The sequence below is a fragment of the Achromobacter denitrificans NBRC 15125 genome (assembly GCF_001571365.1).
In the GTDB taxonomy this organism is placed as follows: domain Bacteria; phylum Pseudomonadota; class Gammaproteobacteria; order Burkholderiales; family Burkholderiaceae_B; genus Achromobacter; species Achromobacter denitrificans.
Genome location: NZ_BCTQ01000013.1, coordinates 121,334 through 136,380 on the forward strand (window position 1 = coordinate 121,334; position 15,047 = coordinate 136,380).

The 15,047-nt window shown below is 68.0% G+C and carries 14 protein-coding genes; 9 read left to right on the plus strand and 5 right to left on the minus strand.

Annotated features, from left to right (window positions below):
• Window positions 1–82 precede the first annotated feature (82 nt).
• Complete coding sequence (locus ADE01S_RS13270; protein ID WP_087881404.1) at window positions 83–1,342, minus strand: class I SAM-dependent methyltransferase; 1,260 nt, start codon at window positions 1,340–1,342, stop codon at window positions 83–85.
• A 203-nt stretch (window positions 1,343–1,545) separates the two neighbouring features.
• Between ADE01S_RS13270 and ADE01S_RS13275 the strand changes: the two genes are divergently transcribed.
• From ADE01S_RS13275 to ADE01S_RS13300, 6 genes are all read left to right on the plus strand, one after another.
• Entirely contained in the window at window positions 1,546–2,694 is a 1,149-nt protein-coding gene (locus tag ADE01S_RS13275; protein ID WP_062682162.1) for a Bcr/CflA family multidrug efflux MFS transporter, read from the plus strand.
• Between the two features lie 361 nt (window positions 2,695–3,055).
• Complete coding sequence (rpmB, locus tag ADE01S_RS13280; protein WP_062682163.1) at window positions 3,056–3,292, plus strand: 50S ribosomal protein L28; 237 nt, start codon at window positions 3,056–3,058, stop codon at window positions 3,290–3,292.
• Between the two features lie 37 nt (window positions 3,293–3,329).
• Entirely contained in the window at window positions 3,330–3,497 is a 168-nt protein-coding gene (rpmG, locus tag ADE01S_RS13285) for a 50S ribosomal protein L33 (protein WP_003810296.1), read from the plus strand.
• Between the two features lie 181 nt (window positions 3,498–3,678).
• Window positions 3,679–4,902, plus strand: coding sequence for an ABC transporter substrate-binding protein (locus tag ADE01S_RS13290; protein ID WP_062682164.1), 1,224 nt, complete (start codon window positions 3,679–3,681; stop codon window positions 4,900–4,902).
• Complete coding sequence (locus ADE01S_RS13295) at window positions 4,902–6,779, plus strand: ABC transporter permease (protein ID WP_062682165.1); 1,878 nt, start codon at window positions 4,902–4,904, stop codon at window positions 6,777–6,779. Before ADE01S_RS13290 ends, ADE01S_RS13295 begins: the two co-directional genes overlap by 1 nt.
• Before the next feature lie 56 nt (window positions 6,780–6,835).
• A complete protein-coding gene (locus ADE01S_RS13300) occupies window positions 6,836–7,597 on the plus strand; it encodes an ABC transporter ATP-binding protein (RefSeq protein WP_062682166.1) in 762 nt (253 codons plus the stop codon).
• Window positions 7,598–7,708: 111 nt separating this feature from the next.
• On the opposite strand, the gene ADE01S_RS13305 is transcribed toward ADE01S_RS13300, so the two are convergent.
• The 4 genes from ADE01S_RS13305 to ADE01S_RS13320 all read right to left on the minus strand — a co-directional run bounded on the left by ADE01S_RS13305 (window position 7,709) and on the right by ADE01S_RS13320 (window position 12,267).
• Entirely contained in the window at window positions 7,709–9,466 is a 1,758-nt protein-coding gene (locus ADE01S_RS13305) for a SulP family inorganic anion transporter (protein ID WP_087881403.1), read from the minus strand.
• 127 nt (window positions 9,467–9,593) lie between these two features.
• Window positions 9,594–10,466 carry a phosphonopyruvate hydrolase gene (locus ADE01S_RS13310; RefSeq protein ID WP_062682168.1) on the minus strand — a complete coding sequence of 291 codons (873 nt, stop codon included), beginning with the start codon at window positions 10,464–10,466 and terminating at the stop codon, window positions 9,594–9,596.
• 79 nt (window positions 10,467–10,545) lie between these two features.
• Entirely contained in the window at window positions 10,546–11,094 is a 549-nt protein-coding gene (locus ADE01S_RS13315) for a hemerythrin domain-containing protein (RefSeq protein WP_062682169.1), read from the minus strand.
• A gap of 12 nt (window positions 11,095–11,106) precedes the next feature.
• The gene (locus ADE01S_RS13320; protein ID WP_082775786.1) at window positions 11,107–12,267 is read right to left on the minus strand and encodes a D-alanyl-D-alanine carboxypeptidase family protein; all 1,161 of its coding nucleotides are present in this window, start codon (window positions 12,265–12,267) and stop codon (window positions 11,107–11,109) included.
• Window positions 12,268–12,605: 338 nt separating this feature from the next.
• On the opposite strand from ADE01S_RS13320, the gene ADE01S_RS13325 reads away from it, so the two are divergent.
• The 3 genes from ADE01S_RS13325 (at window position 12,606) to ADE01S_RS13335 (ending at window position 15,010) form a co-directional block, all read left to right on the plus strand.
• The gene (locus tag ADE01S_RS13325) at window positions 12,606–13,076 is read left to right on the plus strand and encodes an HU family DNA-binding protein (RefSeq protein ID WP_062682170.1); all 471 of its coding nucleotides are present in this window, start codon (window positions 12,606–12,608) and stop codon (window positions 13,074–13,076) included.
• Between the two features lie 151 nt (window positions 13,077–13,227).
• Window positions 13,228–13,740 carry a MarR family winged helix-turn-helix transcriptional regulator gene (locus ADE01S_RS13330; RefSeq protein WP_062682171.1) on the plus strand — a complete coding sequence of 171 codons (513 nt, stop codon included), beginning with the start codon at window positions 13,228–13,230 and terminating at the stop codon, window positions 13,738–13,740.
• 49 nt (window positions 13,741–13,789) lie between these two features.
• Window positions 13,790–15,010 (plus strand): MFS transporter, encoded by a 1,221-nt coding sequence (locus ADE01S_RS13335; protein ID WP_062682172.1) that lies wholly within the window; start codon window positions 13,790–13,792, stop codon window positions 15,008–15,010.
• Window positions 15,011–15,047: the final 37 nt, after the last annotated feature.

Here is a 15,047-nt window from a genome sequence, read left to right on the forward strand (position 1 = left end):
GCGCCCCTATTCCAGCCCCTCTCCCGACCGCCTCTTGCACGGCCGCTTTGACGGCCTCCTTGCACAGCCCTCGCGCAGGCCCTCAGCGGCCCTCATACATATAGTCCCGCCGCCACGGATAGGCGAGATCCGCCGGCTCGTCGAGTTCGTCGGGCCGTCCGGTGGCCGGCGGCTGGGCCAGTATCTGGTGCAGCGCGATCCAGCCGTGCTCGAACGCCATGGCGCATCCGGCCAGATAGAGGCGGTACGCCCGCAGCGAGCGCTCCCCCTGTTCGCCGCCGAGGATCCGCGCCGCCTCGGGCAGCCGCGCCTCCAGGGCGTCGCTCCAGGCCCACAGGGTGCGCGCGTAGTGCGGCCGCAGGTTCTCCACGTCCACCTCTTCCAGCCCGCCGTTGGTCATGGCCTCCATGACGACGCTGATATGGGTCAGCTCGCCGCCGGGAAAGATGTACTTTTCGATGAACTCGCCCATGCCGTTGCCGAGCTCGGCGTTGTACACGCCGGCCGCGGTGATGCCGTGGTTCATGATCAGGCCGCCCGGCTTGAGCAGGCGGCGGAGCTTGGCGAAATACCCCTCCAATTGCGCCCGGCCCACGTGCTCGAACATGCCGACCGAGGCGATCTTGTCGTAAGGAAGGGATCCGTCGAGCTTCCGGTAGTCCAGCAGTTCCATGCGGACGCGTCCCGCCAGGCCCTTTTCCTCGATCAGGCGGCCGACGTGCGCGTGCTGGTTGCGCGACAGCGTGATGCCGGTGGCATCCACGCCGTAGTTTTCGGCGGCCCAGAGCAGCAGGCCGCCCCACCCCGCGCCCACGTCCAGGAAGCGCTCGCCTTCGTGCAGGCGCAGCTTGCGGCAGATGTGGTCCAGCTTGGCCTCCTGGGCCTGGGCCAGCGTCATGTCGGGCCGGCGGTAGTAGGCGCAGGAATAGACCCGGCGCGGGTCGAGCCAGAGCGCGTAGAAGTCGTCGGACAGGTCGTAATGGAATTCGATCTGCTTCGCGTCGCGCTCCACCGAGTGCCGCCAGACCGATATGACCTTGCGCACCAGTTCCGTCAGCCAGCCGCCCCGGGCCGCGTCCACCGGCGACCCCGGCATGAGCGACGCGGCGGCCGCCATGACGTCGCGCATATTGCCTTCGATATCGATGCGGCCTTCCACGTAATCCTGGCCCAGGATGCCGACGGCGCCTTCGGCCAGGTGCGCCAGCGCGGCCTTGTCGCGGGCCACGAAACGGACGCGGGGCTCCGGCGGCCCGAGCACGGTGCCATCGGGCAGCACCAACTGGACGGCCACAGGCAAGGCCTGCAACTTGCGTTCCACCACGGCTAGCAAAGGATTCACGGCTACTCCCCTGGATGCGTACGGACGCCACCGACTTTATCGGAAAATGGCTGAAACTTGCATGTAAGGTTGTGCGTGATACAGTCGCTGACTTGGCCCAAAACATGCAACAAACCGCATCGGGCCCTGTCCTGCGCTCCAACGCGATCCACATGCCCCCATCATCTTCCTTCCGCAGCGGTCTGCCCGGCTGGCTAATCCTCATGGGCGCGCTGACGGCCATCGGCCCGTTCGCCATCGACATGTACCTGCCCGCGTTCCCCACGATCGCGGCGAACCTGGGCGTGCCCCGCGGCGACGTCGAACGCACCCTGGCGGCCTACCTGATCGGGCTGGCGCTGGCGCAGGTGTTCTACGGCCCGATGGCCGACCGTTACGGCCGCAAGCCGCCGCTGCTGGTCGGCCTGGCGCTGTTCATGGTGGCGTCGCTGGGCTGCGCCCTGTCCGGATCGGTGGAGGCCCTGACCGGCTGGCGCGTCGTGCAGGCCATGGGCGGCGCCGCCGGCATCGTGATTCCGCGCGCGGTCATCCGCGACCACTACGAAACCCACGAAGCCGCCCGCGCCCTGTCGCTGCTGATGCTCATCATGGGCCTGGCCCCGATCCTCGCCCCGCTGATCGGCGCGCAGTTGCTGGCCATCACCAGTTGGCGCAGCCTGTTCTGGGTCATGCTGGCGGGCGGCGCGATGCTGATGGCGGCCGTGCTGAAGATCATGAAGGAGTCGCTGGCGCCCGATCGCGTGGTGCCGCTGCGCTGGGACACCATTCTGCGGAACTACCGCGGCCTCTTCGCGCACCGCGGCTTCATGGCGCACAGCCTGGCCGGCGGTTTCGGCCAGGCCGGCATGTTCGCCTACATCATCGGCTCGCCGCGCGTCTTCATCGAACTCTATGGCGTGCCGCCCCAGTACTACGGCCTGCTGTTCGGCACCAACGCCCTGTCGCTCATCGTCTGCTCGCAGATCAGCGCCCGCCTCTTGCGCACCTATACGCCGCGGCAGCTGCAGCGCCGCGCGCTGACCTCGCTGGCGTGCGCCAGCCTGGCCGCGGTGGCGTTGACGCTGGGCGGCTGGATGACGCTGCCGCTGCTGATGCTGTGCCTGATCGCCTACATGGGCAGCCAGGGCTTCGTGAACCCCAATTCCGCGGCGCTGGCGCTGGCCGAACAGGGCAAGCGGCTGGGCGCGGCATCGGCACTATTGGGGACGCTTCAATTGTCCTGCGGCGCGCTCGCCGGCTTCGCGGTCAGCGCCTGGCAGACGGACAGCGCCCTGCCCCTGACCACCACGTTGGCGGTCTGCGCCTGCCTGTCCTGGTTTTCGGGCCGCGTGGCGCAGTCGCACGTCCGCTAGCCTGCCTGCTTGATTTATTTACGTTTTTCGTATTAGAATCTACGTCTTCACATGAAGTTTCCCGTGCGGGACTACTATGCTTTGTAGTTCAGCACTCTGACCCCAACTGCGTAGTCCAGACTAACGTCTGGAGATTTCCCTGGATCAGCGGTTTCAATCCACGATCCCAGGAATTTTCGCGGGTGGCAGGCAGCGGGTATAAGCACAGGGCGAGCCGGCCAAGCTGGCGCGCCTCATCCACTAAGACTGGGTGGCCGGCAAAGCAGCACAGCGACGAGCTCGCAGTGTTCACAGCCCGGCGGCTGAAACCCCGTCTACCCCCCAAGCGATGCGCGCAAGAACGACACGAAGAGGTGCATCCATGGCACGCGTATGCCAAGTGACCGGCAAAGGCCCGATGGTGGGCAACAATGTTTCGCACGCGAACAACAAGACCAAGCGTCGCTTCCTGCCCAACCTGCAATCGCGCCGGTTCTGGGTTGAAAGCGAAAACCGCTGGGTCCGCCTGCGTGTTTCGGCCAAGGCCATCCGCACGATCGACAAGAACGGCATCGACGCCGTCCTGGCCGACCTGCGTGCCCGCGGCGAAATCGCCTAATCGGCCATCCCGCCAATCTACATACTAGGAGCACGACATGGCCAAAGGTATCCGCGAAAAGATCAAGCTCGAGTCGACCGCCGGCACGGGTCATTTCTACACGACCACCAAGAACAAGCGCAACATGCCCGAGAAGATGCTGATCAAGAAGTTTGATCCCGTCGCTCGCAAGCACGTCGACTACAAGGAAACCAAGCTGAAGTAATTCAGCCGGTTTCCCTGGAAGCGCGAAAAAGCCCTGCATTGCAGGGCTTTTTCATTTCCGAAAGCGGGCATTTCCCGCCTTGTCGGCCCGGCGTTATTGCCGCACGGCGAAAACACATGCTTCAATTGGGCCGCCGCCCCTCGCCCCGAGGGGCCCGATTCCTTTCGACGCGATACCTGCCATGCTCCGTCCCTGCCTCACTCTGCTGCGCCGCGCGCTGGCGCCGGCACTCCTGGCCCTGGCGCTGACGCCGTCCGCCCACGCCAAAGACAAGGAGCCGCCGATCCGCATCGGCGAGATCAACAGCTACAAGGCCATCCCCGCCTTCCTCGGCCCCTACAAGAAGGGCTGGCAACTGGCGCTGGAGCAGGTCAACGCCGAAGGCGGCGTGCTCGGCAGGAAGCTGGAAGTCATTTCGCGCGACGACAACGGCAACCCGGGCGATTCGGTGCGCGCCGCGCAGGAATTGCTGGCCCGCGAAAAGGTCGAGCTGCTGTTCGGCGGTTTTCTGTCCAATACCGGCCTGGCGCTGACGGATTTCGCCAAGCAGCAGCAGGTGTTCTTCCTGGCGGCCGAGCCGCTCACGGACAAGATCACCTGGCAGGACGGCAACCGCTATACGTACCGGCTGCGTCCCTCCACCTGGATGCACGTGGCGGCCCTGGCCCCCAAGGCCCTGACCCTGCGCAAGAAGCGCTGGGCCATCGTCTACCCCAACTATGAGTACGGGCAGTCGGCCGTGGCCACGTTCAAGGCCATGATGACGGCCTTCCAGTCCGACGTGGAGTTCGTGGCCGAGCAGGCCGTGCCGCTGGGCAAGGTGGACGCCGGCGCAGTCGTGCAGGCGCTGGCCGACGCCAAGCCCGACGCAATCTTCAACGTGCTGTTCGCGGCCGACCTGACCCGCTTCGTGCGCGAGGGCAACACGCGCGGCCTGTTCGAGAACCGCGCGGTGGTCTCGGTGCTCTCGGGCGAGCCGGAATACCTGGAGCCCCTGGGCGCCGACACGCCCACCGGCTGGATCGTCACCGGCTATCCCTGGTATGCGATCGACACCCCGGCCAACACGGCCTTCGTCGAAGCCTACCGGAAGCGCTACAACGAAACCCCGAAGGTGGGTTCGGTCGTCGGCTACGCCTCGCTCATGTCCATCGCCGAAGGCCTGAAGGCGGCCGGCGCGGTGGATACCGAAAAGCTCGTCGATGCGTTCGCCGGCCTGAAGGTGGAAACGCCCTACGGCCAGATCCAGTACCGCAAGATCGACCACCAATCGACCATGGGCGTCTACGTGGGCGTGACCGCCATCGAAGACGGCAAGGGCATCATGAAGGACTTCGTCTACCTCGACGGCGCGCGCCTGCAGCCGCCCGACGAACAGGTCCGCAAGATGCGTCCGGCGCACTGATGAGCGCTTCCGGACTGCTGCTGCAGCTGCTCAACGGCCTGGCCGACGCCAGCGCGCTGTTCCTGGTGGCGGCCGGCCTGTCGCTGATCTTCGGCGTGACCCGCGTGGTGAACTTCGCGCACGGGTCGTTCTACATGCTGGGCATCTACCTCGCCTGGACCTTCACCGGCTATTTCGGCGACGGCGCGGGCTATTGGGCGGGCCTGCTGCTGGCCGCGCTGGCCACCGGCGTCATCGGCGCCGCCGCCGAGTGGCTGGTGCTCAAGCGCCTCTACCAGGCGCCCGAACTCTTCCAGCTGTTGGCCACGTTTGCGCTGGTGCTCATCATCGGCGACGCCGCGCTGGCGATCTGGGGCCCTGAAGACCTGTTCGCGGCCCGCGCTCCGGGCCTGTCCGGCGCCGTCGAGATCCTGGGCCGCCGCTACCCCGAATACGACCTGCTGCTGATCGCCGCCGGCCCGGTCGTGCTGGGCCTGCTGTGGCTGCTGCTGATGCGCACCCGCTGGGGCCGGCTGCTGCGCGCGGCCGCGGAAAACCGCAGGATGCTGGCCGCGCTGGGCGTCAACCAGGCCTGGCTGTTCACCTCCGCCTTCACGCTGGGCGCCTTCCTGGCCGGCCTGGGCGGCGCGCTGGCCGCGCCGCGCGTGCCCGCCACGCTCGGGCTGGACCTGGAGATCATCGCCAGCGCCTTCGTGGTCGTCGTGGTGGGCGGCCTGGGCTCCATTCCTGGCGCCTTCCTGGCCGCCCTGCTCATCTGCTCGGCCAAGGCCCTGTTCGTGTTCCTAGGCCAGGTGCAGGTCGGCCCGTGGATCTTCAACTTGTCCAAACTCACCCTGCTGGCGGAGTTCGCCGTCATGGCCGTGGTGCTGGTCGTGCGGCCCTGGGGCCTGCTGGGCAAACCGCCCGCGCCCGTCGCGCCCACCGCCCCGGCCGAGCGCCCCATCGCCCCCGCGGGCCGCCGGCTGCGGCAAGCCTACGGCCTGCTGCTGGCCCTGCTGGCCCTCGCCCCGATCGCGGCGATCCAATGGCCCTACCTGGGCATCCTGCTAACGGAAATCCTCATCGCCGCGCTGTTCGCCGCCAGCCTGCACTTCCTGACCGGGCTGGCGGGCATGACCTCGTTCGGACACGCGGCCTGGTTCGGCCTGGGCGCCTACGGCGCGGCGCTGCTGTTGAAACTGGCGTCCGTGCCCATGGAAGCGGCCCTGCTGCTCGGCCCCTTCGCCGCCGCATTCGGCGCCCTGCTGTTCGGCTGGTTCTGCGTGCGCCTGTCGGGCGTGTACCTGGCGATGCTCACCCTGGCCGTCGCGCAGATCCTGTGGGCGCTTGTCTACCAATGGGACGACGTGACGGGCGGCAGCAACGGGCTGATCGGCCTGTGGCCCTCGGCCTGGCTGACGCGGGGCCCCTGGTTCTATTACGTGACGCTGGCGCTTTGCGCCGCGGGAATCTGGTGGCTGCGCCGGCTGGCGTTTTCGCCGCTGGGCTACGCGCTGCGCGGCGTGCGCGATTCGTCGCTGCGCGCCGAAGCGCTGGGGATGGACACCCGGCGCGTGCAGTGGGCGGGCTTCGTGGCGGCATCGTTCGCCGCGGGCCTGGCGGGCTCGCTCTACGCATTTTCCAAGGGCAGCATCGCGCCCGACGTGCTGGCCGTGAGCCGCTCGGTGGATGGCCTCGTCATGGTCCTGTTGGGCGGCCTGCAGACGCTGGCCGGCCCGCTCGTGGGCGCGGCGTCCTATACCTGGCTGCAAGACGCCGCCGCGCGCAGCACCGAATATTGGCACGCCGTGCTGGGCCTGGCCATCCTGGCCCTGGTCATGCTCTTTCCCGAAGGCTTGGCCGGCGCCGCGGCGCGGCTGGCCGGGAGGCGCGCATGAGCCAGCCAAGCCGCTCCAAAGGCGAATACCGACACGCGGAGCACGAAGGGGGGCCGGTGACCGCCGCCCCTTTGCTCCAGGTCCGCGAACTGCGGAAATCGTTCGGCGGCATCGACGCGCTGGCCGGCGTGTCGTTCACGCTGGATGCCGGCCAGATGCTGGCGCTGATCGGCCCCAACGGCGCCGGCAAGTCCACCTGCTTCAACGTGCTGGGCGGCCAGTTGCGCCCCGATTCCGGTTCGGTGCTGATGGATGGCCGCGAACTGGTGGGCCTGTCCGCCAGCAAGATCTGCCGGCTGGGCGTGGGCCGCAGTTTCCAGACCGCCGCGACCTTCCGCTCCATGACGGTGCGCGAGAACGTGCAGACGGCGCTGCTGTCGCGCGACCGCCTGCTCTTCAATCCCTGGCGCCGGGCGGGCCGGCACGCCGTCGGCGAAGCCATGAACCTGCTTTCCGAGGTGCAGATGGCGGATAAGGCCGACGAGCATTGCGGCACGCTGGCCTACGGCGACGTCAAGCGGGTCGAGCTGGCGATGGCGCTCGCGCACCAGCCGCGCCTGCTGCTGATGGACGAACCTACCGCCGGAATGGCCACCAATGAGCGCCACGCGCTGATGCGACTGACGCGGCAACTGGCCGACACGCAGCGGATGGCCGTGCTGTTCACGGAACACAGCCTGGACGTGGTGTTCAAGCATGCCGACCGCATCGCCGTGCTGGTGCGCGGCGGCCTGCTGGCCGAAGGCGAGCCCGCGGCGATCGCGGCCGACGCCCGGGTCAAGGCGGCCTATCTCGGCACGGACGCGCCGGCCCCCTGACGCAGGGCCAGGAGCCAGAGACCCAGCGGCGAGGCCGCGGGGTTTCGTAACCACGGAGCTACGAGGCGGCCAGGCCACGAGGCCTCGGGGAGGCAAAGCCGCGGAGCCGCCTCAGGCCTGCTTCGAGCCGTCCGCCTGGCACTCCCAGAAGATCCTGGCCTGACAGCCCGCGCAGATGTCGCGGTCCAATCCGGCGTAGATGGTGCGCAGCGCGGTGGCCTTGTCGGGAAACACGTGATCCTCGCCCAGGCGTTCCAGGAAGCCCGTGCGCCGCCACATGACCAGCACCTCCGGACGCGGCCGGTGGAAGTACAGGTCGCCGCCCATCGCCCTTCTCGCGGCCAGCTCGTCCTCCCAGACCTGGGCGCCGGCCAGGTCGATGAAGTTCATGCTCTTGGCCATCACCAGCAGGTGGCGCGGCGCGGCGGCTCCGGCCCGCAGTTCGTGCAGGCGCTGCGCCACGTGGGCGGCGGCGCCGAAATACACCGAGCCCTCCATGCGCAGCAGCTTGAGCTGCGGGCATTCCGGCAAGGCATCCTGCTGATGCTCCAGCACCACGAACCGTCGGTCCGGGCCGCGCGAATCGAATCCGATGCTGCGCATCGCGGGGCGCGACGTGCGGTGCAAATAAACGGTCAGCGACAGCAAGGTGCCCAGCAGGATCGCCACCTCCATGCGGATGGTGACGGTGGCGGCCAGGGTCGCCCCGGCGATGATGCATTCGCTGGGCTGGGTCCGGAGCAGATGGCGCCAGCGCGGGATATCCAGCAAGGTCCAGGCGACCAGCAACAGCAGGCCCGAGATGGCGGCATGCGGAATCATGGCCAGCAGCGGCGCCGACAGGGCCACCAGCGCCATCAGCAGCAAGGCCGAGAACACGGATGCCATGGGGGTCTTGGCGCCCGCCTCGTAGTTGGGGATAGACCGGTTCAGCGATCCGCAGGACAGATAGCAGGAAAAGAACCCGCCCACGATATTGGACAGGCCCTGCCCCATGAACTCGCGGTTCGCGTCGATGCGCTGGCCCGAACGCGTGGCCACGGCCTTGGCGATGGAAATCGATTGCGCCAGGGCCACGATGGTGAGCGCGAAGGCCAGGCTCAGCAGATCGGGCAGAACGCGCCAGTCCACGCTGGGGATGTGGAACGGCGGCCAGGGCTGGGCGATGGAACCCAGCACCGATACCGGCTCGCCGTCGGCCAGCGCATTGAACGCGGCCGCCACCACCACGCCCGCGGCCAGTCCGGCCAGCATGTACGGCTTGCGCTTGTCCAGCCGGCGCACCAGCATGGCCACCACCAGGGTCGACAGCGTCACGAGCACGGCGCCCCCTTGCGCCTGCCCGATGTTCGCGCCCAGGCTTGCCAGCAAGGCGCCCGCGCCGTGCGCGTCCGGCGCCGGCAAGCCCAGGGCGTCCTTCAGCGCGTGCACGGCGATGAGCAACGCCGCGCCGCTGGTGAAGCCGAACAGGGCCGACGGTGAAATGAAATGGGCCAGCGACCCCAGCCTGAGGGCGCCCACCAGCCACTGCATCAGCCCGACCAGCACGGTCACGGCCAGCGCCAGCTGGATATACCCCTGGCTGCCGGCGACGGCCAGGGGCGTCAGCACCGCATAGAGCGCGAGGGAATTGGCATTGGTAGGGCCGGACATGACGTGCCGGCTGGAGCCGAACAGCGCGGCGACGATACAGGGAACGATCGCGGAATACAGGCCGTATTCGGGCGGCAGGCCCGCCAGCAGCGCGAAGGCCACGCCCTGCGGCAGCACCAGCAGCGCGCCCAGCAGCCCCGCCGTCGCATCCGCGCGCAAGGTCCGCGCGCTGACTTCGTCCACCCACGAGCCGAACAACCGGCGCGCAATATTCATCCCCCCCTGCATCATCCCTTCCCGTCCCCAGGCGCCTGCTCTTGAATCGACCCCGTCTCCGGCCGGCGCGGCGCGGAACAGGTCGTCTAGCGTAATCTCTCGCTCCGGCGCGCGCAACGCGCGCCTGCTACTTCAGGTAGCGGCGCTCCAGCTCGCGCATGGCCGTATCGCCTTGCAGGGCAATGATGTCCTTGACCGGGGGCAGGACGGCGTCGACCTCGTGGATGCCGCCGTCGCGCCGGATGCGGGCGAAGACGTCGCGCATCGCGCCCACGGCGGCGCGGATGGCATGGTTGCCGTAGATCACCAGCCCGACCTTGCCCAGCGCCTGGATATCGGACTCGCGCAGCTGCGGATAGGCCGTGGGCACCAGCACCAGCGGCACCCGCCCCCGCCACGCGGCCACGAAGGACAGGATCTCGCCGGGCTCGCGCTGCTTGGAATGGATCAGGATCGCGTCGGCGCCCGCGGCCTCGTAGGCCGACGCGCGGGCCAGCGCCTCGCGCTCGCCCGCCCCCGCGATCAAGGCTTCGGTCCGGGCGATCACGCAGAAGTCCGCGTCGCGGCGCGCCGCGCAGGCGGCCTCGACCTTGCCCTGGAACTCCTCGATCCGCACCAGTTCCTGCCGGCCGGCGGCGCGCAGGCTGGTGTCCTTGGGGAAGGTCTTGTCCTCCATCACCACCGCCGAACAGCCGGCAGCCTCGTATTGCGGCACCATATAGGACACGTTGATCGCGTTGCCGAAGCCGGTGTCGATATCGGCGATGAGCGGCACGTCCACCGCCGCCGCGATCGCCCGCATCATGTCCAGGTGCTGCGACGGGGAAAGAATGTTGGCGTCGGGCACCGCGTGGCTGGCCGAGAGCTCGAAGCCGCTGCCCCATATCGCGTCGAATCCGGCCTCGGCCGCCAGTTTCGCGGACAAGGGGTTGTGCGCCGACATGGCGTGCGTCAGGACGGGATCCTGCAGTTTCTGGCGAAAACGGGCGTTGCGGTTCATGGCGGGCAGGCTTGCGTAACCCGGCGCGGCGCGCGCCGGCTACGCGCATCGTAGCGCCATTCCGGCCGGCGCCGCGAGTTCAGCCGGCCTCGCCCCCGCGCCGCGACTTCATGGCCTGGCCGATCGCGGCCAGCGCATCGTCCGGTATCAGACGCGCCGCCATGGGCAGCAACTCATCCTCTTCGCGCCGGATGTGCGCGGCATAGGCGTCGGTGAAGTCCCGGATCTCCTGGACTGGCAGATCGGCGGGCCGTCCCTGGGATATCTCGGACAAGGCCTGGCGCAGCGGCTCCCAGCGCCGGGCCAGTTGCCGGTGCTCGGCGACCAGCCCGTCGACGAGAGCGTGCAGGCAGACCGCGTCGGATCCCGCCATCGAGTCGATCAGGGCGGGAAACAGGTCCTCTTCCTCGTCTTCGTGATGGTGCGCGGCCGCGGTATCGAAATAGCGCAGGACGCTGGCCGCGGCCGTCTGGGCCGCGGCGTCGCTGCCGTGCGCGGGCAGGTGCGCGGCCAGCCGGCCGAGCGTGGCGCATTGGCGCGCGATGCGCCCATGACAGGCCGACAGCAGGGCCAGCGGATCATCCGCTCCCGGCGCCGGGGCCGGACCTCCAGGAAAACTCACCGCCATCGCACACCTCCGTTATCCCGCCTGGCCGCGCCACCACAGGCGGATCGAATCCCACGCGCGCCCCGCGAAGCCGGCCTCGGCCACGGGTTCCAGCGCCACCACGGGGAACTGCATGGCCGGCTTGCCGTCCACCAGCACGCGCACCGCGCCGACCGTGGCCTGCGCCGCGATGGGCGCCACCAGCGGATCCTGCGGCGTCCAGACCCGTTCGACCTTGGCGCCGGCGGGCACCGTCACGTATGCGTCGCGCGCGAATCCGGCCTTGAGGCTGTCGCTTTCGCCCTTCCAGACTTCCGGCGTCGCAACCGCCTCGCCACGCGCGTAGAGCTTGATGGTATTGAACCCCTGAAAGCCCCACTCCAGCAACTCGCGGCTTTCCTGCGTGCGCAGCTTGTCGGACGCGGTGCCCACCACCACCGTGATCAGCCGGCGCTCGTCCGCGCCGTTGGGCCGCTTGGCGCTGGCCACGATGCAGTAGCCGGCCGACTCGGTGTGTCCGGTTTTCAGGCCGTCGACGCTGGGATCCAGCCACAGCAGCCGGTTGCGGTTCGGCTGCGTGATCTTGTTGTAGGTGAACTGCCTGGCGGAGTCGTAGGTCTTGTAGAGCTGGGGATAGTCGCGGATGAAGCGCGTGGCCAGGACGGACAGGTCGCTCGCGGTGGAATAGGTGTTGGGGTCCGGCAGCCCGTGCGGGCTGGCGAAGCGCGTGCCATGCAGGCCCATCGCCGCGGCGGTGTCGTTCATCCGCGCCACGAAGGCTTCCACGCTGCCCGACACGGCCTCGGCCAGGGCGATGGCCGCGTCATTGCCCGATTGGATCATCAGGCCGCGCAGGAGGTCGTCCACCGACACCTTGGAGCCGGGCTCAAGGAACATCTTCGAGCTGCCCGCCGGCACTTTCCAGGCGCGGGTCGACACGGTGACCAGCTGGGAGGCCGTCAATTCCTTCTTGTTCAGGGCCTCGAACACGACGTAGGCGGTCATGATCTTGGTCAGGGACGCGGGCTCGATCCGCGCCGTCGCCGCGTGCGAGGCGATGACCTGCCCGCTGGTTTCGTCCAACAGGAGCCAGGCCTTCGCCGTCAGCGCCGGCGCCGGCACGGGCTGCGCCACGGCGCCCGACACGCACGCGGCCGCGACGATCAGGCTCGCCGCCAACTTCTTCATCAACATATCGCTGCTTCACTTCCATGCTTGGTTTTTCTTGCGCGGGGCCGGCGAGAAATGCCTGCGGGCAGGCATCCGGCCGCCCCGCGACGCCCGCAATTGGAACATGCGCGGCGCGCTTGGTTCACTGGCCGCGGCGCATGAAAGAAAGCGCGATGAATGTCACGACATCTTGCAGGAACCCTTGTAGAAAGCACTTTCTGCGTCGAAAACAACAAACAGCGGCTGAAAACCCGCTGGAAAGCCGCAATTCCCGCCACTCTTCCGCTATCATCGGGCGCGTAGCGTCAATTGCCGATAATCGGCGCGCGCTGCTCCATGTCCTCAACATACGGATTTTGACCATGGCCACGAAAGCAAAAGCTCCTGCCAAGAAAGTCACCAAGCCCGCCGCCAAGGCGCCCGCGAAGAAGGCAACTGCAGCCAAGACGGCTGTGAAGCCCGCTGTGAAGCCCGCCGCCAAGAAGGTCGTTGCCGCCAAGAAGGTCGCTGCTGCCCCCAAGGCCATCAAGGCTGCTCTGAACAAGACCCAGCTCATCGCCTACATCGTTGAGCAATCCGGCGTCGAAGCCAAGTCCGTCAAGGCCGTCCTGGCCAGCCTGGAAACCTCGGTGCTGGGCTCCGTGGACAAGAAGGGCGCCGGCGAATTCACGCTGCCGGGCCTGTTCAAGGTCGCCGTGCAGAAGGTTCCCGCCAAGGCCAAGCGCTTCGGCAAGGATCCGTTCACGGGCGAAGAGCGCTGGTTCCCCGCCAAGCCGGCTTCGGTCAAGGTGAAGGTTCGCCCGCTCAAGAAGCTGAAGGACGCCGCGCAGTAATTCCGCGCGAGTATCCGGTCAAGCCGGAAGGGCCCGCCTCGCAAGAGGCGGGCCCTTCTTTTTTCCGCCCGCGTTGCGTCTTCCGGCAGGTCGCTGTTAGAATTTATCTTCATATAAAGATACTTTACCTGGAAATAAATAAATAGCAGCCATGAATGACCTCGTCGACCAGGTGATCTCGCAATGGGCCAAGGAATGTCCCGGCCAGGACTTCTCGCCCATGGCCGTGGTCACCCGCGTGTTCCGCCTGAACGCCCTGGCCACGCGCAACGTAAACCGCAATTTCCGCCGCCATACCCTGCACCAGGGCGAATTCGACGTGCTGGCCACGCTGTACCGCAGCGGCGCGCCCTATGCCCTGAATCCGCAGAAGCTGGTCGCGGCCCTGCTCCTCACGTCCGGCGCGATGACCAACCGGCTGGACCGCCTGGAACAGGCGGGCCTGCTCGCGCGCAGCCCGAACCCCGAAGACCGGCGGGGCGTCATCGTGTCGCTCACCCCCGAGGGCCTGCGCCTCATCAAGGCGGTGCTGAAGGACTATATGAAGGACATGAACGAATTGCTGGAGCCGCTATCGGCCGGCGAACGCAAGCAGTTGGCCGGCCTCCTGAAGAAGATGCTGATCCGGCTGGACCAGGAAACCCCAGGCGGCATCGACGCCTGACGCCGCCGCGGAATCTTCCCCCGCCCCCCGCTTTCCCCGCTCCGGACCCATGAATACCGCTACCCGCTCTCCCCAGGCGCCGCCCCTGACCGCGCCGATCATCCTGCTGATGTCCGTCGCCACCGGCCTGGCGGTCGCCAGCAACTATTATGCGCAGCCATTGCTGCACACCATTGGCGAGCAATTCGCGCTGTCCACCGCCGCGGCGGGCAGCATCGTCACGACCGCGCAGCTGAGCTATGCGGTGGGGCTGATGCTGCTCGTGCCGCTGGGCGACATGTTCGAACGCCGCAGCCTGATCGTGCTGATGAGCCTGCTGTCCTCCGGCAGCCTGCTCATTTCCGCCTTCGCCCCCAATATCGCCGTGCTGATCGTGGGCACGGCCCTGACGGGCATGCTGTCGGTCGTGGCGCAGATCCTGGTGCCCTTCGCCGCCACGCTGGCCGCCCCCCACGAGCGGGGCAAGGCCGTGGGCACGGTCATGAGCGGGCTGCTGCTGGGCATCCTGCTGGCCCGCACCATCGCGGGCGTGCTGGCCGACGTGGGCAGCTGGCGCACGGTGTACTGGGTGGCGGCCATCCTGATGCTGGCCATGTCCGCCGCCCTGTGGCGCCTGCTGCCCCGCTACCAGAGCCCGGCGGGGCTGAGCTACCCCCGTCTGCTGGCCTCCATCCTGAAGATGTTCGTCGAGGAACCGCTGTTTCGCGCTCGCTCGCTCCTGGGCGGGCTGCTGTTCGCCGCCTTCAGCATGCTGTGGACGCCCCTCACCTTCCTGCTGGCCAGCCCGCCCTATCAGTACAGCAACACGACGATCGGCCTGTTCGGGCTGGCGGGCGCCGCCGGCGCCTATGCCGCCAATCGATTCGGCCGCCTGGCCGACCGCGGCCTGGGCAACCTGGCCACCCGGGTCGGGCTGCTCCTGCTGCTGGGTTCGTGGGGACTGATGGCGTTCGGCCAGGCGTCCGTGATTGCCCTGCTAGTGGGCATCCTGGTGCAGGACCTGGCGATCCAGGGGGTGCATGTCACCAATAGCAGCGCCCTCTACCGGATGCGCCCCGAGGCGCGCAGCCGGCTGACGGCGGGCTACATGACCAGCTACTTCATCGGCGGCGCATCCGGTTCGCTGGTATCGTCCTGGCTGTACGCCCATTTTGGCTGGCCCGGCGTGGTCACGGCGGGCGCCGTCCTCGGGGGAATAACGCTGCTTTACGGCACCTTGTCGCCAAGCGCGCGCATCCCTGAAACGGCCCCGCCCCCAGCACGCGTCTAGCACCTCCTATAATCAGGGGTTTTGACCGCCCCCGCGT